The following is a 20411-nucleotide window of genomic DNA, read 5'->3' on the forward strand; positions in this document are numbered from 1 at the left end:
CACTCCATAATAAAAACCGAGGTTCCTTGCCGTGAGCGTAGCCCCCGTCCAGTCCCCTTCCAGTGTCAAAGATCAGGTCAGCGCTGCCGAGTGGCAGACCCGCGTCGACCTCGCTGCCTGCTACCGCCTGGTCGCCCAGCATGGCTGGGATGATCTGATTTTCACGCACATCTCCGCCAAGGTGCCCGGCACCGAAGACTTCCTGATCAACCCATACGGGCTGATGTTTCACGAAATTACCGCGTCGAGCCTGGTCAAGGTCGATCAGGCCGGCAACAAGTTGATGGACAGCCCCTACGAGATCAACCCGGCGGGGTACACCATCCATAGCGCGGTGCATGAAGTTCGCCACGATGTCGTGTGCGTGCTGCACACCCATACGGCTTCGGGCGTGGCGGTGTCGGCGCAGCGACAAGGCATTTTGCCGATCAGCCAGCAGTCGTTGTTTGTCCTCTCCAGCCTGGCGTATCACGCCTACGAAGGTGTTGCGCTCAACCACGAGGAAAAGGCGCGACTGCAAGCCGACCTCGGTGAAAACAATTTCCTGATGCTGCACAACCACGGTCTCCTGACCTGTGGCAGCAGCATCGCCGACACCTTCCTGATGATGTTTATCTTTCAGCGCGCGTGCGACATTCAGGTCATGGCGCAGAACGGCGGGGCTGAACTGATTGCCATCGAACCGCAGATTCTGGCGGGTGCCAAGGCGATGATCGCCGGTGTCACCAAAAGTGCTCAAGGAATGGGCGGAGCGCTGGCCTGGCCGGCGCTGCTGCGCAAGCTCGATAAACTGGACCCGGGATATAAACTCTAATGCCGCTCGCCGAGATTCCCCTGAGTGTCTGGCGCAAACGCAGCCAGACTTTCCTGTTCCATGGACAGGCCATCCGTTACTGGACGGCGGGGCAGGGTGAGCCGTTGTTGCTCATCCATGGCTTCCCGAGCGCCAGTTGGGACTGGCATTACCTTTGGCAACCATTGGCCCAGCGCTATCGGGTGATTGCCTGTGACATGCTCGGTTTCGGCGACTCGGCCAAACCGGTTAATCACGAGTACAGCCTGCTGGAGCAGGCCGATCTGCAACAGGCGCTACTGGCGCATCTGAAGGTCGAGCAACCGTTGCACCTGCTTGCCCATGACTACGGCGACAGCGTGGCCCAGGAACTGCTGGCCCGGCATTACGAAGCGGGCATCAACCTCGCCAGTTGCGTATTCCTCAATGGCGGGCTGTTCCCCGAAACCCATCGCCCGGTGCTGATGCAAAAACTTCTGCTCAGTCCACTGGGCTGGATGATCGGCCGAGCTTTCAGTCGTGATGGGCTGGTGAGGAGTTTCCGCCAGATCTTCGGCCCGCAAACCCGTCCCAGCGAGAGCCAGATGGATGATTTCTGGAGTCTGGTCGAAAGCAATCACGGGCCACGGGTCATGCATAAATTGATCGCCTACATCCCCGAGCGGCGAACCCGGCGCGAGCGTTGGGTCGGCGCGATGCAGCGCGGCGAAGTACCGCTGCGGGTGATCGATGGCGAGGTCGATCCGATCTCCGGCGCGCACATGGTCGCGCGCTACCGTGAGCTGATACCCAACCCGGACACGGTCCTGCTCGACGACATTGGTCATTACCCACAGATCGAAGCGCCGTGCCAGGTGCTCAAGCACTACCTGGTGTTTCGCGACCGGTTGATGTCACCGCCGCTCAAAGTGGCTTGTTCGTAGGAGCCGCGTGCTGGTGATGTACTCACAGGTGCCGCGTTTTTCCTGAATGCATGCATCATCGTTAACGTCCATCGCTGGCAAGCCAGCTCCCACAGGGGATCGAGTTCACCTGAGATCAGGCCGGCCGGTAGGCCGCCTCGCTTTGGCTTTTGATTTGGCTTTTGATTTTCTTGCCCCTCACGCCCTGAGCCTGTCCGTCAACCTGTGACTACCTCCATCGGCGCCTCTACCAACGTTGATCCGCGCCGCGTTAAAGCCTGCAAGTAAGCCATTTCGTCATAGACGGTGCCGTTTTTCCAGCAGCGATAGACGATTCTGATCCACTTGAAAGCAAGTGCTCTCAGGGTCGCCTGGTATGAGCAGCCTTTAGCCCGCTGCTGCCGATAATAAGCCTCGGCCCACGTTGATTGAGTGATGCTGTGAGCGGCCCATTCGACAAAGGTCTGACGCAAGAAGGTTGAGCATTGGTAGCGCCAATACACGACTTTCTTCTTTCCGCTACGCTCGGTAACGGGTGCGATTCCGGCATATCGCTGCATCGCATTGGCGTCGCTAAATCGATCACGCTGTTCACCAAAAGCCACCATCAGGCGCGGCGCAAGATGTTGGCCGGCGCCAGGGAGTGCCTTAAAGATCGGGTAATCGGCCAAGGTGCTGGCCGTTTCTTCGATCTCGCGATCAAAATCCTTGATGGTGGAAAGGAGCCCTTTAAGTTGCGACGCCAAGGCTGTTGCGTACAACTGCGAAGGACGTATTACCCCCGGGTCCTGTGTCAAAGGCATCGCTTGGGTGATGATTTCCCAGCGCGTTTGATTGAGTTGAGCGTGACGAGCGTTGTGCTCATTAAAGAACTTGAGAAAAGTACTCTGGCGAGAACGCTTGATGTGCTCAAGCGTGGGCCAGCGCATCAGAAAGTCACAGAACACCACGGTGTCATGACTGCTAAACAGCTCCAGGGCCAATGGATAATACTGTTTGAGCGTACAGATCAAGCGGTTGCTGACCTTCACTCGCTCATCAACCAGTGCACGTCGATGTTCTGTCAGGCTGGCCAAAATACGCATGGCCGGGCTTTGCGGCATCAGCTGCGCAAACCGTTGGGGATAGGTGAGCAACAACTCAAGCGCCCATTGAGCATCGGTCGGATCATCCTTGGCACCGCTGCGGACAAAGGTTTTACGGTGTTTGGCCAAGGTGCTCGGATTGATTGGAAACAGGCAAAAGAACTCGTACTTTTGCAGGGCCGCCACCAACGGGCCCTTGTTGAGCTCAAGAGCAATCGCGATCGGAGCGCCGTAGCGCTCAAACAACGATTTCGCCCAACGATCAATCGATTGGGGTGTGTGGTCGATGACAGAGAAGTGCCGCCGGGTTTCCCCCGCGACCTGCAAACACACGTCATGCTTGGTATCTGCCCAATCTATTCCGACATAAGCAGTGAATTTCTGAGACAGGAGCGTTTGCATCAACAACCTCCACAGGCGCTAAAGTACATGCAGGAACATGCATGCTTACGTCCAGCGAAAGCGATATAGAGAGCCGTGTCGGGCTTTCCCTGAGTATTCGTTAGAGGGCGCAAGCGCATCTGTGGGCTCGAAGGTGAGGAGGTAATCATCGCGTGCTTGAGAGGCATATTCGTAGCCCACAGGTGCATGCTCCTTCCCTTGATTAAAACTGACTTCCAGACACCGAAGTATGGAAGAGGAAAGGAACGGACAACCTATATCGAGAGGCTTCGTTCCGGTTCTGCGCAGTGGGTAAACCGGCATGGATGCCGGTTTAGCCGCGCTGGGCCAAGGATGGCCCATCGCGGCGGGCTCTGTAGGAGCGAGCATGCTCGCGAAAAACCTGAGAGCACCGCGGGGTGTCAGGCTCCCCGCGTCATCGTTGACCTCCATCGCGAGCATGCTCGCTCCTACAGGCTTTTCTAAGTGACTCGCTAATGAAATGGCTACCCCCGCCGCCCCCTGCGATCGCCCACTAAGCTTTCGCAGGGGGCTCACCGGAGACTGTTGCCATGAACGAAATATCTATCGCCGCCATCGATTTGGGAAAACACACTTTTCACCTGCATGCGCAGGATGATCGTGGTCATGAAGTTTGCCGCAAAAAATTCACCCGGTCGGCACTCATGCAGTACCTGATGAATCTCCAACCCTGCACCGTCGTGATGGAAGCCTGTGGTGGCGCCCATTTCATGGCACAGGAGGTGGCCAAGCTTGGGCATATACCCAAGCTCATTGCCCCTCATCTCGTGCGCCCTTACGTGAAAAGCAACAAAAACGACTTCGCTGATGCCGAAGCGATTTGCGAGGCCGCTACTCGCCCAACGATGCGCTTTGTGCCGGTCAAAAACCAAGCCCAGCAAGCGCTGGCCATGCTCAACTCGACACGTGATGCGTTCATCAAGGACCGCACTGCGGCCGTCAATCGTATTCACGCCGCTCTTCTGGAGGTCGGCGTCAGCCTGGCCCCGAGCCTCAAATCGATTCGATCTCTTTCGGCGCTGCTTGAAGCGAGCTCAATGGCTCAGCCCTTCAAAAACACTCTGACGAGGCTGTATCAACACTTCAAGCATTTGGACGAGGAGATCAAATCGCTGGACAAGGATGTGGAGTGCCAGGCCGCTGAAGATGATCTGGCGACTCGTTTGATGACCATGCCGTGTGTCGGTCCGATCACCTCCACCGTCCTGGCTGCCGAATTGGGCGATGGCAAACAGTTCAAATGCGGCCGAGACTATTCAGCCTCGATCGGGCTGGTGCCCAAGCAGCATTCCACGGGCGGCAAAACCGTACTGCTGGGCATCAGCAAGCGCGGCGATCGCAACCAGCGACGCCTGCTTGTCCAGTGTGCCCGCGTTTACGTGAGGTATCTGGACCGCCAGAAAGGCTGGCTGGCGGACTGGGTCCGGCAGCTATTGGCCCACCATCACTCCAACCATGTGGTTTGCGCGCTGGCCAACAAGCTGGCGAGGATCGCCTGGGCGATTGCGGCACACCACACTGAATTCGATGCAGGGCCAAGCGCGATGAACGCCTGACCCTGCTGTCACCCGAGCATCACCCACCTGGTTTTGCGATGCTGGATAACTGATGACGTGAACGGCCAACCGGCCTGACGACAACCCTGGGCTTTTACACGGCTGAAAGGCCGTCTCGCTAATAAGGATCGTCGGGCATCGATTCTCATCGAGGCGCGGGGCTACACCCCCACTCAGACGCCGGATAGATGAAAGCAAGCCAACCACTCATCAAAAACAGTATTGCAGAAAAGGGGGTAACCATAGATGTAAAAGCGAAACCATAGGTGGCCGTTACCGCAGCAATGGATATGTACGCGGTCAACAAACAACAGGCCGTCTCATGCTCATCATCCCCCTACCTTATCGCACACCATTCAGCCTCCCCCCTATTCATTGTGACCCGCAGCGCCGTGCCTGAAACTCCAAGGCAATGTCCCTGGCCTGCTGGAGTTCCCCATGAATGAGTCTGTGCGTTTCGAAGATAAAGTCGTGATCATCACCGGTGCGGGTGGCGGCCTGGGACGGGCGCACGCACTGCTGTTCGCCAAACAGGGCGCCAAAGTGCTGGTCAACGACCTCGGCGGCTCGACCCAGGGCGAAGGCGCCAATGCCTCGGCGGCAGACCGCGTGGTCAACGAAATTCGCGAAGCGGGCGGCACCGCCGTGGCCAACCACGACTCGGTCACCGACGGCGACAAAATCGTTCAACACGCCCTCGACGCTTTCGGTCGCATCGATGTGGTGGTCAACAACGCCGGCATCCTGCGCGACAAGACCTTCCACAAAATGGAAGACGCCGACTGGGACCTGGTTTACCGCGTCCACGTCGAAGGCGCCTATAAAGTCACCCGCGCCGCCTGGCCGCACCTGCGCGAGCAAAACTATGGCCGGGTCATCTTCACCGCGTCCACCTCGGGCATCTATGGCAACTTCGGCCAGTCCAATTACGGCATGGCCAAGCTCGGCCTCTACGGCCTGACCCGCACCCTGGCCATCGAAGGCCGCAAAAACAACATCCTGGTCAACGCCATCGCCCCCACCGGCGGCACCCGCATGACCGAAGGCCTGATTCCGCCGCAAGTGTTCGAACAACTCAAACCGGAACTGGTCAGCCCGCTGGTGGTGTACCTGGCCAGCGAAAACTGCCAGGAAACCTCCGGGTTGTTTGAAGTTGGCGGGGGCTGGATGGGCAAGGTGCGCTGGGAACGCAGCCTCGGCGCGGGGTTCGATCCGCGGGTGGGTTTCTCGCCGGAAGATGTGGCAGCGCATTGGCAGCAGATTTGCGACTTCGAGGGCGCGGCGCATCCGAAGGACAATATTGAAGCGTTGAAGGAAATGATGGGGAATTTGCAGAAATATTCATTGTAACGCGGCAGGCAAGGTCATATTGAATGACCTTGCCAACTATTATTAAGGGCTATCGAGGAAAGTATTTGGATACCAGCGCCGCCAGATTCGCGGCTGTTTGCGCATCCATGATCCCGTCGTAACGTTCCGGGCGAAAATGCATCTGAAATGCCCGGACCAGTTGTTTAAAGCCATTCTCGGTCGATGCGCCGGAGATGTCGTATCCGTAGGACTTGAACAGCGCTAACAAATCGCTGCGGGCCGGAATGGCGCGGGTCTTGTATTGCTGTAGATAGTCGTCTCGGGTGGCCTCATCGAACCAGGCGCCGATGCCTTTGAGATAAAGCTGATGCCAGGGAAACGCAGGTCCCGGGTCGCTTTTTCGTCCGACCGCAATATCTGAGTGCCCCAATACCTGAGTCGGGGTCATATCCGGGTAGCGCTTGAGGATGTTCAGTGCCAGTTCTTCAATGGCAGCAATTTGTTCGGAATGATACGGGGGGAAGGTGAACTCGCCGTCGTTATCCGTCGCGAGATTAACGATTTCAACACTGATGGACGTGTCATTCAGATTGCTGCGGTTGCCCCACTGGCTGGCACCCGCATGCCAGGCCCGATTGGATTCATCCACCAGGTTGAAGACTTCCTGTGCGGTATAACCATCCTCCAGGTAACTTGGATCGGTAATGTCTGGAACCAGAAAGTGTGCGCTGACGTTCGGACCAGTCAGAGTTTTTACCGAACTGGAGAAGTTGGCAGCTGTGTAGTGGAGGATAAGAAAGCGAATTCTGCTGTTGAAACTTTTGGTTGAGCGATATTTGTTGTAGATGATGGACTTCATAAACGCACTCGCAATTAATTTGGTTGTAGTCAGCTAATGATTGTGAATGTCGCTGACGTGGGGTTAACCTTAATCGCTGGATTGCTTTTTGTGATTACATGATTTGTAGCCGGTTTTTGCTGGTATTGCTGTTGTAATGGAAGCTCATGTAATTTTTTCAAAATTAATGAATTACTTCCGTTCCGAAAGAGCATCGCTTACAGAATAAAGAACGCCATTGCCCAGCAGAGATGGTGCCGCACCGAAAAAACCACCGCCCATAAAAAAGGCCGCTGCAAACGCAGCGGCCAAAGAAGACGTTGGATCCAGGAGCTACAAATCAACGTCGATGTACACGGGGTGATGACTCGATACGTTCAAATCATTTGAAATCTGTCGCGAACGGCGAGGGCGCAAAGCACCCTTTCGCTGCCTGGCGCTTTCCGGCTGTTGTCCCGAAAGCGCAGGGCAAGAATATGTCTTTGCCGGCAAAGGAAAAATAGCGATCAAGGAGATGCACCGTTACCGCTGGCGCAACAGTCCTGCCTGCCAGCAGCGTAGACCATGTTTCCAATTGATGCCGCCACATCCAGTGCATCTATGCCCCCGCGTAATCCCCCGCTCCACGCACGCAGTCATCCTTTCGAGCGACACCACGAATACCTCCTTGGTGCGCTTATCGCTCCCGGCGTGCGGCAGTAGGGTGTGGCCTTCTGTCACTCACCGGGGAAGACGCATGACAAAAACAACAATGCGCGCCATCTTCACACCGCAGGCGCTGGCCGTTGCGGTGGCCTTGGGGTGCTGTGCCCAGGCGCAGGCTCTTTCATTCAACATTGGGGAAATCGAGGGCACGTTCGACTCTTCGCTGTCGGTCGGTGCGAGCTGGGGCATGCGGGATGCCGATGATGCTCTGGTCGGCATCGTCAATGGCGGCAGCGGGCAGGCGTCGACCGGTGACGACGGACGCCAGAATTTCAACAAGGGTGAAACCTTCTCGAAGATCTTCAAGGGCATTCACGACCTCGAGCTGAAGTACGGCGACACCGGTGTGTTCGTCCGTGGCAAGTACTGGTACGACTTCGAATTGAAGGACGAAGACCGGCCATTCAAGCCGATCAGCGATCACAATCGCAAAGAGGGTTCCAAGTCGTCCGGTGGGCAAATCCTCGACGCCTTCGTCTATCACAACTATTCCATCGCCGATCTGCCGGGCACGGTGCGCGCCGGCAAGCAGGTGGTCAGTTGGGGCGAAAGCACCTTCATCGGCAACTCGATCAACAGCATCAACCCGGTCGACGTGTCCGCCTTCCGCCGTCCCGGTGCCGAGATCAAGGAGGGCCTGATTCCGGTCAACATGCTGTTTGCCTCCCAGGGCCTGACCGACAAGTTGACGGTGGAAGGCTTCTATCAACTGGAGTGGGACCAGACCGTCGTCGATAACTGCGGCACCTTCTTCGGCGTCGACGTAGTGGCCGATGGTTGTGACAAGGGCTACACCGTGGCCAGCCCGGCCATTGCGCCATTGCAACCGATTGCCGCTGCCTTTGGCCAGGGCTTCGAGGTCACTCGCGAAGGGGTGGTCGTTCCCCGTGGCAGCGACCGTGATGCCCGCGATTCGGGGCAGTGGGGCACGGCGTTGCGCTGGTTGGGGGACGACACCGAGTACGGTCTGTACTTCATGAACTATCACAGTCGCACGCCGAATGTCGGCACGACAACGGCCGGTCTCGCGACACTGGCGAGCATTCCGCGAATCGTCGCCGCGGCCAATGCCATCGCCCCCGGCAGTGGTTCGGCACTGGCGCAAAGCGTGATGCTCGGCCGCGGTCAGTATTACCTTGAATATCCGGAAGACATTCGCCTGTATGGCGCGAGCTTCTCCACCACCTTGCCCACCGGCACGGCGTGGACTGGCGAGATCAGCTATCGCCCCAACGCGCCGGTGCAGATCAACAGCACCGACCTGACCCTGGCGATGCTCAACCCGATCGCCGGTGGCGCGGCGTCGCCGATTGCGACCTCGCCTGGCGCTGACAACAAAGGCTACCGTCGCAAGGAAGTGACCCAGATCCAGAGCACCCTGACACACTTCGTCGATCAGGTGGCGGGCGCGGATCGTCTGACCCTGGTGGGTGAGGCGGCCGTGGTTCGCGTCGGAGGCCTGGAGTCGCGCAGCAAGTTGCGCTACGGCCGCGACTCGGTGTACGGGCAATACGGTTTTGGCGGCGATACCGATGGTTTCGTGACCTCGACCTCATGGGGTTATCGCGCCCGCGCCATCCTCGATTACAACAACGTCATCGCCGGGATCAATTTCCGGCCCAACCTGTCGTGGTCCCACGACGTCGCCGGCTACGGCCCCAACGGGCTGTTCAATGAAGGTGCCAAGGCCGTCAGCCTCGGCGTCGATGCGGACTACCGCAACACCTATACCGCAAGCCTCAGTTACACCGACTTCTTCGGGGGTGACTACAACGTGCTCGAAGACCGCGATTTCGTGGCGTTGAGCTTTGGCGTGAACTTCTGACCTGGCTGAAAAAGGATGAATTCGATGCGCAAGATGATTCTGCAATTGGGCACCGCCCTGGCCCTGAGTCTGCTGGCCGTCAACGTGATGGCGGCGGTATCGGCGGATGAAGCGAACAAGCTCGGTACCAGCCTCACACCGTTGGGCGCCGAGAAGGCCGGTAATGCCGCCGGATCGATTCCGCCGTGGACCGGCGGCATTCCGAAAAATGCGGGTGCGGTGGACAGCAAGGGCTTTTTGGCCGATCCGTTCGCCAATGAAAAACCGTTGTTCATCATCACCGCGGCGACGGTGGACCAGTACAAGGAAAAGCTGTCCGATGGCCAGGTCGCGATGTTCAAGCGCTACCCCGAGACCTACAGGATCCCGGTCTATCCGAGCCACCGCACAGCGGCGCTGCCGCCGGAAGTTTATGAGGCGGCCAAGCGCAGCGCACTGAATGTGACACCGACCAACGACGGCAACGGCCTGGCCAATTTCACCGGCAATCGCTACTACGCCTTTCCGATTCCGAAGAACGGGGTCGAGGTGATCTGGAACCACATCACCCGTTATCACGGCGGAAACCTGCGTCGCACCATTACCCAGGCAACGCCCCAGTCCAATGGCGATTTCACGGTCATCCGCTTCAAGGACGAAGTGGCAGTGCCGTCACTGTTGGGTGACCTGAAGCCAGGCAGCGATGAAAACGTACTCAACTATTTCAAGCAGGAAGTGACCGCGCCGGCCCGTCTGGCGGGCAACGTGCTACTGGTTCACGAAACCCTCGACCAGGTCCAGGAACCACGCAAGGCCTGGATTTATAACGCAGGTCAGCGCCGTGTTCGACGGGCACCCCAAGTGGCCTATGACGGCGTCGGCAGCTCTTCCGACGGGTTGCGGACCACGGACAACTTCGACATGTTTTCCGGAGCGCCGGATCGCTATGACTGGAAACTGATCGGCAAGAAAGAAATGTACATTCCCTACAACAGTTACAAACTTGATTCGCCCGACCTCAAGTACACGGATGTGATCAAGGCCGGACACATCAATCAGGACCTGACCCGTTATGAGCTGCATCGGGTCTGGGAGGTGGTCGCCACGGTCAAGCCCAATGAGCGGCATGTGTATGCCAAGCGTCACATGTACATCGATGAAGACACCTGGCAGGTGGCCCTGGCCGATCATTACGACGGTCGTGGCCAGCTCTGGCGGGTGGCCGAAGGACACGCGCAGTTCTACTACGATCATCAGGTCCCGGCCTACACGGTCGAAGCGCTGTACGACCTGATTGCCGGTCGTTACATCGCCTTGGGGATGAAGAATGAGGAGAAGCGCAGCTTCGAATTCAACATCGCCGCCAAAGCTGGGGACTACACGCCAGCGGCGCTACGGAGTACAGGTGTGAGGTAGGTTTCCTACAGCTGTTACACAAAAAGGTGACCTCGCGGTCACCTTTTTTATAGGGCTCGATCAGTGTGTTGAATACTTCTTCAACAAGCGCTCAACAGAGGGCTAGGGTGGCGCCACAAAAATAAAAAAGGCGCACCACTATGACTGCCATGACGACGTGTCTGGACCGTCCTGGACTCCTGCCCCGATTGTCTTCCCACCACTTGTATCGCGCGCGTCTGGTCGAGCCGTTGCTGGCCTCGACGGCGCGGGTGAAATTGCTCTGTGCACCGCCCGGCAGTGGCAAGAGCGCGCTGCTTGTCGAGTGCATGCTGAACGCGCCTGCAACCTGTGAGGTCCGCTGGCTACCATTGGCGGGGGAGGCGATCAGTGTGGGTGACTTTTGCCAGCGCCTGGCTCAGACCCTGGGACTGACAACGTCGGATGAGTCCGAGTTGGTGCAGTACCTGGCTCGATTACCGACAGCGACCTGGCTGATTATCGATGACTATTGCCGTGTTCCTCACCCGGAGCTGGACCTGTTGCTCGACCGGCTGCTGGCCGGCAGCAGCCCGATGGTCACTTGGTGGCTGAGTGGGCGGCGGCGTCCGCAATGCAATTGGCCACGGCTGCTGCTGGGTGATGAACTGTACGATGGCGAGCGCGCTGCGCTGGCGTTCAATCAAGGTGAAATCGAAAAACTGTTGCATCACCTGGAACCGGCCCAGGCTGCGAAAGGTGCCGAGAGGATTTTCCGCCACAGTGGTGGCTGGTGCGCCGGGGTGCGGATTGCGCTGCTGCAAAAATGCGACTGGACACGCCACGACACCCTCTACGGTCGACCGGATACCTTGCACGACTACCTCGAGCATGAGCTCTTCGCCAATCTGACACCGGAACTTGCCGAGGCCTGGCGGGTGCTGGCGCTGTTGCCGCGATTCAACGCTCGGCTCAGCGATCATCTGTTCGGCGCCGGCGAGGGCGCGCAATACTTGAGTGCGTTGCAGGCGCTGGGCTGTTTCATCGAGCCCTGGCGAGACTCGACAGACTGGTTGCAGATTTTCGCTCCCCTGACCCTGTTGATGCGCGATGAACAATGGCCGGCCGGACGCTTCTGGCATCGTCGTGCCTGTCAGTGGTTCGTCGCTGAACAGGACTGGAAGGCCGCGTTCGAACAGGCCTTGCTGGCGCAAGAGTTCGAGGTCGCGGTCAGCCTGTTGCAGCATTTCAGTTTCGAGCAGTTGTTCGAAGAGCAGACCGTAGTACTGCTGCTGCGATTGTACGAGCAACGAGGCGAGGAACTGATGTTCGGCTCGCCGCAACTGGTCGGACTGATCACCGCGGCCCTGTTGTTTGCCGGGCGCTTCGAGCAGGCGGACGAGTGCATCGAACAGTTGTCCCGATTCACGCCCCAGCCGTCGGCATCCCTGCAACGGCAATTGATCGCACGTTGGCAGGCTCAACAAGGTTGGCTGCTGCATTTGCAGGGGCGCATGGACGCGTCACGGGCACACTTTCTCGAGGCGCTGGGCGAGCTCGACCTCGAGTGCTGGACTGCCCGGCTGATGTGCCTGTCCGGTTTGACGCAACAGGCCTTGCTGCGGGGCGAACTTGACGTCGCACAGGCGCTTAACCGCGAAGCGTTGTGCCTCGCCCGGGCGCAAGGATCACTGGTATTCGAAGCGTTGCTGGAACTCGATCACGCCCAGTTGCTCGAGCAGCGCGGAGCGTCCTGCAGGGCCGATGACCTGCTCGCCAACATGCACAGCCTGCTCTGCCGGCAGCATTCGAATGCCGAACCCTTGTTGGGACGGATCGCCCTGCGTCGTGGCCGATTGAACTTGAGTCTGGGTCGGGAGCAGCAGGCGACCCTGTACTTCGAGAGCGGCCTGCAGATCTGCTTGCGCAGCCAGGACAAGCGAGCGCTGTATGGTTTTCTGGGGCTGGCGCAACTGGCGGCCAATCGTCTGGATTACGCTCAGGCTTTCGACCTGCTGCGTGACGCCGAACGGTTGATGCAGCAACGGCGGATTCCCGAGACGGTATATCGCGGTGTTTTGCTGCACACCAGTATCCATTTCTGGCTGCAACAAGGGCGACCGCAATTGGCTCACCAAGCCCTGACTCGGGTGCTGCGTCACTATCACGGTCCCTGTGCACGCCAGGCCCCGCCAGCAACGCTGGAGCTGATTGACGGGCTGGAGTATCTACTGGTCCTGACCGAGGTTTACCTGGGGCAGGAGCAAACGGCTCTGGAGCGGCTTGAAGCCCAACTGCAACGGGCCAGTCAGCGGGGGATGGCGGCACTGCAAGCGCACTTGCATTTTGCTTTGGCTGAAGTCGCCTGGCTTAAAGACGACCTGGACGTTGCCCGGCAATCACTGGCGCAAGGATTGGCACTGGTTGAGCGGTGCAACCTGCAACAGGCCCTGCGCGATTTGCAGTTGCGCCAGCCGCAGCTGCCGCAAGCCATTGGCCTGACCGGGTCTGATGATCACCAAATGCCGGGTGCAGCCGAACACCGCTTGAGCCAACGTGAAATACAGGTGCTCCGGTTAGTGGCACAGGGCAACTCCAATCAACAAATTGCCGATCTATTGTTCATTTCCTTGCATACGGTCAAGACCCACGCACGACGTATCAACGGGAAGTTGGGTGTGGAGCGCAGAACGCAAGCCGTGGCCAGGGCGAAAGTATTGGGTATTGTTACTTGATGTACGAATTGCCAGGTGCTTTGTCTGTTCATGAATACACACAAGTTCCGGGGTGTACTTCGATGGCTGGAGTGGTTATAAGTTTTGAATCGCCCCGGTAGTTTCAGTCATCCAGTTTGGAATTTTGAACAAGTTGAGATGGAGGGGAGTTCACAGTAACGATCTGCATAATGATGTATGCATAAAGGACAGTGCATGAATATTAATGGATTAACCAATGAGGCCACGTACAGGCTTCAAGAAGAAGTTTTACGCCCCTCCAGGCAAACACCACAGCTGCCGGATTGGCTGCAACGTGCAAGTGAGGACGATCGCCAATACTACTTTGATGCCGAGCAGTCCCTGACAGAAAGCGAACAGGCGCTGGATACACTGCTTGGAGAAACAAAATCCCTCAAGGCGTTCGCCAGATTTCAAGCTCGGGAAGTTGTTCGAGGCCTCAGCGGTGAAGTTATTGACCCGGAACATGTTTTCGTCAACGCTCGGCACACATTCTTCGTCGGCAAGCATAAGGTCGTACAGAGCAATCGCTTGACGCTTCCCGAGTTCATGCTTAACGAACTGTACGGATCCACAACAGTTCCGTTGGAGATCAAACTGGAAGGCGCAGCGCTGCCGTCCGGCATGACGGAGGAGGATCTTCTGGAGGTGATGGTCGACGCAAGCATGCGCAAATTCTATGCGGAAAAATTCGAAAAGAAATACGCGGACGAAGCGGTGCTTCAAGCGCAACAGATCCTGTTGAGTAGTCGTATAGGTCTGAGTTCATTCAGCGCGAAGCTGCAGAGGCATATCGGTGACGAGAGCCTGCGGATAGTCGCTATTGCCGCGCAAGGTGACGAGCGTTGTTCCATGGGAGCGCTCTCGTTCGGTGATGCGAAAAGCGCTTTCGAGGGGATGATTGTCTATTGCGGGCCGCAGGGTGAAGAAGGCCCTTGTGTACTTTATGCTCCGCAGGCGCCGGGTGGCAGGAGCTGGTATGAGTTCGCGAGCTTCAGGCAATTGAACTTCCATATGGCCGACTGGACCGCTCAACCCGAAGGGCGCAGTTACCTGAGCCGCCAGGCTCTGGCCAGTGAACGCGCCAGCATCGACGCTTACATGAGACTTCTACAAGAGCTGCCGAGTCAGTGGCGTGGTATCCAACGCAGCCCTTGGTCAAACAGCGCAGAGGGAGCATTGCGCGAGGGGGTTATGCTGCATGTCGGTTGGTTGCGGGGGGAAATGCAAGCGGTTGTTCCTGCCGGGTATCGCTCGGCCACCGCCACCCAGCGACAATGTTTTGCCCGGCTGAACACCGAGCTCAAAGGTTTGACCCGACTTGCAAGCCGCGAGGCAGCGCTGATCAGTTACGAGGATTTCGCCTGTAAGCTGATCAAGAAGCGCGTAGAGGAAGTCCTGGCGCAAAACGGCGAAACAGTCGATATAGATCCTGACCTGATTGTGGTGAGGCTTGATGATTCCAAAGAGATGACCTTGTCCCGGATGATCATCGAGGAATATCACATTACCGAAGCGAGTGGTCCAACTCATAACCCGGGTATTTACCCGTCCATTCGTCTATCACCCGGTCATCCACCCGTTTCCGACCTGCTGATCAAGTATTTGCCTGGCTGGTCAAGAACGTTGCGCCCAGGTGAACAGTACATCGCCATGTTGAAGGCCGATTATCTGGATCAGAACGCCCCGGGTCATGCCTTGAAGCGCGACGTCTACGTGGATCTGCGGCGCCATGAAATGCATCGTTCAGCGTTGGAAGAGTTGTTCAGTGGTCATCTTGAACGCAAACAATTCGAGCAGGTCGAACGCCTGATTGATCAGTTGCGCGAAGTAGAACCTGACCCAATCGCGCATGTTGAAGATCCCGAATCCCCTCAACGCGAGGGTGTCTACAGGTTTTATCTACAAAACTGTCGGGTCGAAGGCGTTTACATTTTCCGCCTCATGCGCAATGGCATCGCGGATGATCAGCTGTATACCCCCTATGCACCGGATTGCAGATCGTTCAGACCCTTGGCCGAGTTTGCCAAATCGGTGAAAACGGCAGGGCTTGGCAGCTATTACAGCAAGCGAGTCAAGTACGCGCAGCAGACAGTCGTCAGTGAATACCTCGAGCAAGTGAAGCGCCGTAGCATCGAGGACATCCCTCATTTGCAGCTCGATAGTCGAGTTCGCGATTTCTCCCGTTGCTACACCGATGCAATCGCTCAGATCATTGATGACGTAGATGCCAAGACGACCAGTCTTGCGGAGATTGTCGGCAAGCTGATCTACGACAATGCAGTCGCGGCGGTCACCATTGTCAGCATCCCTTTTGCACCCATCGGACTTGCGTTGAGTGCTGTGGTGATGACGAAAGCGGTGTTTGAGGGGGCGAAGGCCTACTATGAAGGGGACTACGAGAAGTTGTTCTCAAGTTACCTCGATTGCATGATGGAACTGGCCACGATGCGCATCGGCAAGTTAGGTTTTTCGGTGGTGCAGAAGGCCATTGCCAAACAGCTCGGCAATGTTAATACCTGCATGGGCGTAATCTCTGCGTGCACCGGCAAAACGGTGGACCTGGCCGTTGTCAGCGAACTGATGAAGCAGTCGCTCGCCGAGCCTGATTCCAGCGAGCAAACGATTTTGATGTAATTCGACTAGCCGATGACAGTGGACGGTTCATACCCCATCCGCCAACTCACGGCCCTTGTCGCCGCTAGCAAACGCTGCGCCGCCGGGCCGTTTTCGTCGGCATGAAACAACGATGTCGGGCCGACAATGGTGATCACTGCCACCACGTGCCCGACGGCGTTGAACACCGGTGCCGACAATGCATCGACGCCAGGCATTAGCAAACCATGCACATGATGCAAGCCGCGGCCGCGGATCTGCCCACATAGCGTTTCATAAACCTGATCATCGCTGAGGGGATGAACGCTGCCCAATAGCAGTTCCTGCTCACGCAACTCCACGGTTTCACGCTTGGACAGGTACGCGCCAAACACCAGGCCCGTGGAGGAGCTGAGCAACGGCAACACCGACCCCAACTGCGTCACCACCGTCACTGCCCGCACCGCCGGTTCGATATGCACCACGGTCGCGCCCTGATTGCCCCACACCGCCACAAAGCAGGTTTCGTTCAAATCGTCGCGCAACTCGGCCAACGGCAGGGCGGAGACTTTCAGCACGTCCATACTGTTAAGTGCCGCCAACCCGACGCGCAAGGCTTCGCGGCCCAGGCCGTAATGATTGGTCGCTGCATTCTGTTCGGCAAAGCCACTGGCAATCAGCGCCTGCAAGTAGCGGTGAACCTTGCTCGCCGGCATTTGCACGTGCTCGGCCAGGCGCGAGAGCGAAGTCGAGGGTGACAACTCGGCCAAGGCCTTGAGGATGTCAGTACCCACTTCGGCCGAGCGGACTTTCTGTTTACCGTTGCTGTCAGGCTTTTCCATGGAGGCGTTGTGATCCCGGGACGAATGGGCGTCTTTATAGCTTGACGGTCAATGCCAATCAAATTACGTTAAGCGTAATTGAATTACGATAAAAATAACCCCGGCGTGCCACGAACTCTGCAACAGAGCGACCGGCCACTGTCGACTCTCTGTTCAGGAGGCTCCATGAACTCCGATTCAACGACGCCAGCACTGGCCTATCAGTCAGGCTTCGGTAACGAATTCAGCAGTGAGGCATTGCCCGGCGCACTGCCCGTCGGCCAGAACTCCCCGCAAAACGCCCCATACGGCCTCTATACCGAACTGTTCTCCGGCACCGCATTCACCATGGCCCGCAGCGAAGCACGGCGGACGTGGATGTATCGCATTCAGCCCTCGGCCAATCATCCGTCATTCGTCAAGCTCGATCGGCAACTGGCCGGCGGCCCGTTGGGTGAAGTGACACCCAATCGCCTGCGCTGGAACGCGCTGGACATTCCCGCCGAGCCGACCGATTTCATCGACGGTCTGGTGAGTATGGCTGCCAACTCCGGCGCGGATAAACCGGCGGGGATCAGCATCTACCAGTACCGCGCCAACCGCTCCATGGAACGCGTATTTTTCAACGCCGACGGCGAAATGCTGCTGGTGCCGCAACAGGGCCGCCTGCGCATCGCCACCGAACTGGGCGTGCTGGAAGTGGAGCCGCTGGAAATTGCGGTATTGCCTCGCGGGCTGAAGTTCCGCATCGAACTGCTCGACTCGCAAGCGCGCGGCTACATCGCCGAGAACCACGGTGCGCCATTGCGCCTGCCGGATCTGGGGCCGATCGGCAGCAACGGTCTGGCCAATCCGCGTGACTTCCTGAGCCCGGTGGCTTCCTACGAAAATCTTCAACAACCCACCACCCTGGTGCAGAAATTCCTCGGCCAGTTATGGGGTTGCGAGCTCGATCACTCACCGTTGAACGTGGTCGCCTGGCACGGTAACAACGTGCCGTACAAATATGACCTGCGTCGTTTCAACACCATCGGTACGGTCAGTTTCGATCACCCGGACCCGTCGATCTTCACGGTGCTGACCTCGCCGACCAGCGTCCATGGCCTGGCCAACCTCGACTTCGTGATCTTTCCACCACGCTGGATGGTTGCCGAGAAAACCTTCCGTCCACCGTGGTTCCACCGCAACCTGATGAACGAATTCATGGGCCTGATCCAGGGCGAGTACGATGCCAAGGCCGAAGGTTTTGTGCCCGGCGGTGCGTCGCTGCACAGCTGCATGAGCGCCCACGGGCCGGACGGCGAGACCTGCACCAAAGCAATCAACGCCGACCTTACGCCTGCGAAAATCGACAACACCATGGCCTTCATGTTCGAGACCAGCCAGGTGCTGCGTCCGAGCCGGTTCGCCCTTGATTGCCCGCAACTGCAAAAAAACTACGATGCTTGCTGGGCCACTTTGCCCGCCACTTTCGACCCGACCCGGAGATAACCCATGACGCAAACTTCCATTACTCGCAGCTGGGTTGCTTCGGCCAACGGTCATGCGGATTTCCCACTGCAAAACCTGCCATTGGGCGTGTTCAGCGTGAAGGGTTCGGCGCCACGCAGTGGCGTGGCCATCGGCGAACATATCTTCGATCTGGAGGCGGCACTCGATGCCGGCCTGTTCGATGGCGCTGCAAAAGCCGCGGTCGAAGCCACCCGTGGCGGACAGTTGAATGCGTTCTTCGAACTGGGCCGCGAAGCTCGCGTGGCCTTGCGTGAACGTTTGATCGAATTGCTCAAGGATGGCAGCACCCTGCACGGCAAGATCGAAGCCCAGGGCGCAAAACTGCTGCCACTGGCTGCGGATTGCCAGATGCACCTGCCAGCGAAAATCAACGACTACACCGACTTCTACGTCGGCATCGAGCACGCACAGAACGTCGGCAAACTGTTTCGCCCGGACAACCCGTTGCTGCCTAACTACAAGTACGTGCCGATCGGTTACCACGGTCGCGCCTCGACCATCCGTCCGTCGGGCACCGACGTGCGCCGTCCAAAAGGCCAGACACTCCCGGCCGGTCAGAGCGAGCCGAGCTTTGGGCCGTGCGCACGCCTGGACTATGAGTTGGAGCTGGGGATCTGGATCGGCCAAGGCAACGACATGGGCGACTCCATCGCCATCGGCGACGCCGCCGATCATATCGCCGGTTTCTGCTTGCTCAATGACTGGTCGGCGCGTGACATCCAGGCTTGGGAATACCAGCCGTTGGGGCCATTCTTGTCGAAGAGTTTCATCACCAGCATTTCACCGTGGGTCGTGACCGCCGAAGCGCTGGAGCCGTTCCGCCTCGCCCAGCCGGCACGTCCGGAAGGCGATCCGCAACCGCTGCCGTATCTGTTCGATAAACGCGATCAAGCCGCTGGCGCGTTCGACATCGAGCTGGAAGTGCTGCTGCTCACCGAAGCCATGCGCGAGCAGAACCTGCCGGCCCATCGCCTGACTCTGAGCAACTCGAAACACATGTACTGGACCGTGGCGCAAATGGTTGCGCATCACAGTGTCAACGGCTGTCAGTTGCAGGCCGGTGACCTGTTCGGATCGGGCACCTTGTCGGGGCCGGAAAACGATCAGTTCGGCAGCCTGTTGGAAATCACCGAGGGCGGTAAAAAGCCGATCGAACTGGCCTCGGGCGAAGTGCGTAAATTCCTCGAGGACGGCGATGAAATCATCTTGCGTGGCCGTTGCAGCCGCGAAGGCTTTGCGTCCATCGGCTTCGGTGAATGCCGCGGCAAAGTGTTGCCGGCTCGCTAAGGGATCGGTTCATGGAACTCTATACCTACTACCGCTCGACATCGTCCTATCGGGTGCGCATCGCGTTGGCGCTCAAGGGCCTGGATTACCAGGCGCTGCCAATCAATCTGATCGCGCCACCGGGTGGCGAGCATCGCCAGCCGTCGTACCTGGGCATCAATCCGCAAGGCCGCGTGCCGGCGTTGCGCACCGATGAAGGCGACATGCTGATTCAGTCACCGGCGATCATCGAGTACCTGGAGGAACGTTATCCACAGGTGCCGCTGCTGTCCAAAGATCTCGTTGCCCGCGCCCATGAGCGTGGTGTGGCGGCGCTGATCGGCTGCGATGTGCATCCGCTGCACAATGTCAGCGTGCTCAATCGGCTGCGCCAGTCGGGCTTTGATGAACCGCAGGTTGTTGAGTGGATCGCGCACTGGATCAACCAGGGGTTGGCGACCGTGGAGCAGTTGATTGGTGATGAGGGTTACTGTTTTGGTTCGCAACCTGGGTTGGCGGAGGTGTACTTGATTCCACAGTTGTACGCCGCCGAGCGCTTCAACATTTCCCTTGAGGCTTATCCGCGAATCCGCCGGGTAGCGGCGCTGGTGGCCAGCCACCCGGCGTTCATCAAGGCGCATCCGGCTAACCAGCCAGATACGCCATAACGCCTCACCCTGTACCTGTAGAT

14 protein-coding genes are annotated in these 20411 nt (G+C 58.1%); 11 read left to right on the forward strand and 3 right to left on the reverse strand.

What is annotated here, in order from left to right; genetic code table 11:
• The first annotated feature begins 31 nt into the window (after positions 1-31).
• Together ACA058_RS04135 and ACA058_RS04140 are read left to right on the forward strand one after the other, a co-directional pair.
• Entirely contained in the window at positions 32-814 is a 783-nt protein-coding gene (locus tag ACA058_RS04135; protein ID WP_497637974.1) for a class II aldolase/adducin family protein, read from the forward strand.
• On the forward strand, positions 814-1716 hold the full coding sequence (locus tag ACA058_RS04140; protein ID WP_497637975.1) for an alpha/beta fold hydrolase: 903 nt from the start codon (positions 814-816) through the stop codon (positions 1714-1716). The genes ACA058_RS04135 and ACA058_RS04140 overlap by 1 nt, the downstream gene beginning before the upstream one ends.
• A 197-nt stretch (positions 1717-1913) precedes the next feature.
• Here the strand turns inward: ACA058_RS04140 and ACA058_RS04145 are convergent, their stop codons facing one another.
• On the reverse strand, positions 1914-3182 hold the full coding sequence (locus tag ACA058_RS04145) for an IS110 family RNA-guided transposase (RefSeq protein ID WP_497635127.1): 1269 nt from the start codon (positions 3180-3182) through the stop codon (positions 1914-1916).
• Between the two features lie 551 nt (positions 3183-3733).
• Between ACA058_RS04145 and ACA058_RS04150 the strand changes: the two genes are divergently transcribed.
• Entirely contained in the window at positions 3734-4759 is a 1026-nt protein-coding gene (locus ACA058_RS04150) for an IS110 family RNA-guided transposase (protein WP_497634895.1), read from the forward strand.
• Positions 4760-5197: 438 nt separating this feature from the next.
• Positions 5198-6109, forward strand: coding sequence for an SDR family oxidoreductase (locus tag ACA058_RS04155; RefSeq protein WP_497637976.1), 912 nt, complete (start codon positions 5198-5200; stop codon positions 6107-6109).
• 49 nt (positions 6110-6158) lie between these two features.
• On the opposite strand, the gene ACA058_RS04160 is transcribed toward ACA058_RS04155, so the two are convergent.
• Positions 6159-6929: an N-acetylmuramoyl-L-alanine amidase gene (locus tag ACA058_RS04160; protein ID WP_497637977.1), complete on the reverse strand. Its 771-nt coding sequence runs from the start codon at positions 6927-6929 to the stop codon at positions 6159-6161.
• A gap of 715 nt (positions 6930-7644) precedes the next feature.
• Between ACA058_RS04160 and ACA058_RS04165 the strand changes: the two genes are divergently transcribed.
• The 4 genes from ACA058_RS04165 (at position 7645) to ACA058_RS04180 (ending at position 16163) form a co-directional block, all read left to right on the forward strand.
• Positions 7645-9438, forward strand: coding sequence for a DUF1302 domain-containing protein (locus ACA058_RS04165; protein ID WP_497637978.1), 1794 nt, complete (start codon positions 7645-7647; stop codon positions 9436-9438).
• 24 nt (positions 9439-9462) lie between these two features.
• Entirely contained in the window at positions 9463-10833 is a 1371-nt protein-coding gene (locus ACA058_RS04170) for a DUF1329 domain-containing protein (protein ID WP_497637979.1), read from the forward strand.
• 140 nt (positions 10834-10973) lie between these two features.
• Positions 10974-13526, forward strand: a complete 2553-nt coding sequence (locus ACA058_RS04175; protein WP_497637980.1) for a LuxR C-terminal-related transcriptional regulator — start codon at positions 10974-10976, stop codon at positions 13524-13526.
• A gap of 195 nt (positions 13527-13721) precedes the next feature.
• Positions 13722-16163 (forward strand): dermonecrotic toxin domain-containing protein, encoded by a 2442-nt coding sequence (locus ACA058_RS04180; RefSeq protein WP_497637981.1) that lies wholly within the window; start codon positions 13722-13724, stop codon positions 16161-16163.
• A gap of 5 nt (positions 16164-16168) precedes the next feature.
• On the opposite strand, the gene ACA058_RS04185 is transcribed toward ACA058_RS04180, so the two are convergent.
• Positions 16169-16963 (reverse strand): IclR family transcriptional regulator, encoded by a 795-nt coding sequence (locus ACA058_RS04185; protein ID WP_497637982.1) that lies wholly within the window; start codon positions 16961-16963, stop codon positions 16169-16171.
• A gap of 165 nt (positions 16964-17128) precedes the next feature.
• Here ACA058_RS04185 and hmgA point away from each other — a divergent pair, with 165 nt between their 5' ends.
• From hmgA to maiA, 3 genes are read left to right on the forward strand one after another with little or no spacing between them, the layout of a single operon-like run.
• Complete coding sequence (gene hmgA, locus ACA058_RS04190) at positions 17129-18433, forward strand: homogentisate 1,2-dioxygenase (RefSeq protein WP_497637983.1); 1305 nt, start codon at positions 17129-17131, stop codon at positions 18431-18433.
• A 3-nt stretch (positions 18434-18436) separates the two neighbouring features.
• Positions 18437-19741, forward strand: coding sequence for a fumarylacetoacetase (gene fahA / locus ACA058_RS04195; RefSeq protein ID WP_497637984.1), 1305 nt, complete (start codon positions 18437-18439; stop codon positions 19739-19741).
• 11 nt (positions 19742-19752) lie between these two features.
• Complete coding sequence (maiA, locus tag ACA058_RS04200; protein ID WP_497637985.1) at positions 19753-20388, forward strand: maleylacetoacetate isomerase; 636 nt, start codon at positions 19753-19755, stop codon at positions 20386-20388.
• The last annotated feature ends 23 nt before the right edge of the window (positions 20389-20411 follow it).

The sequence above is a fragment of the Pseudomonas sp. LBUM1649 genome (assembly GCF_059716155.1).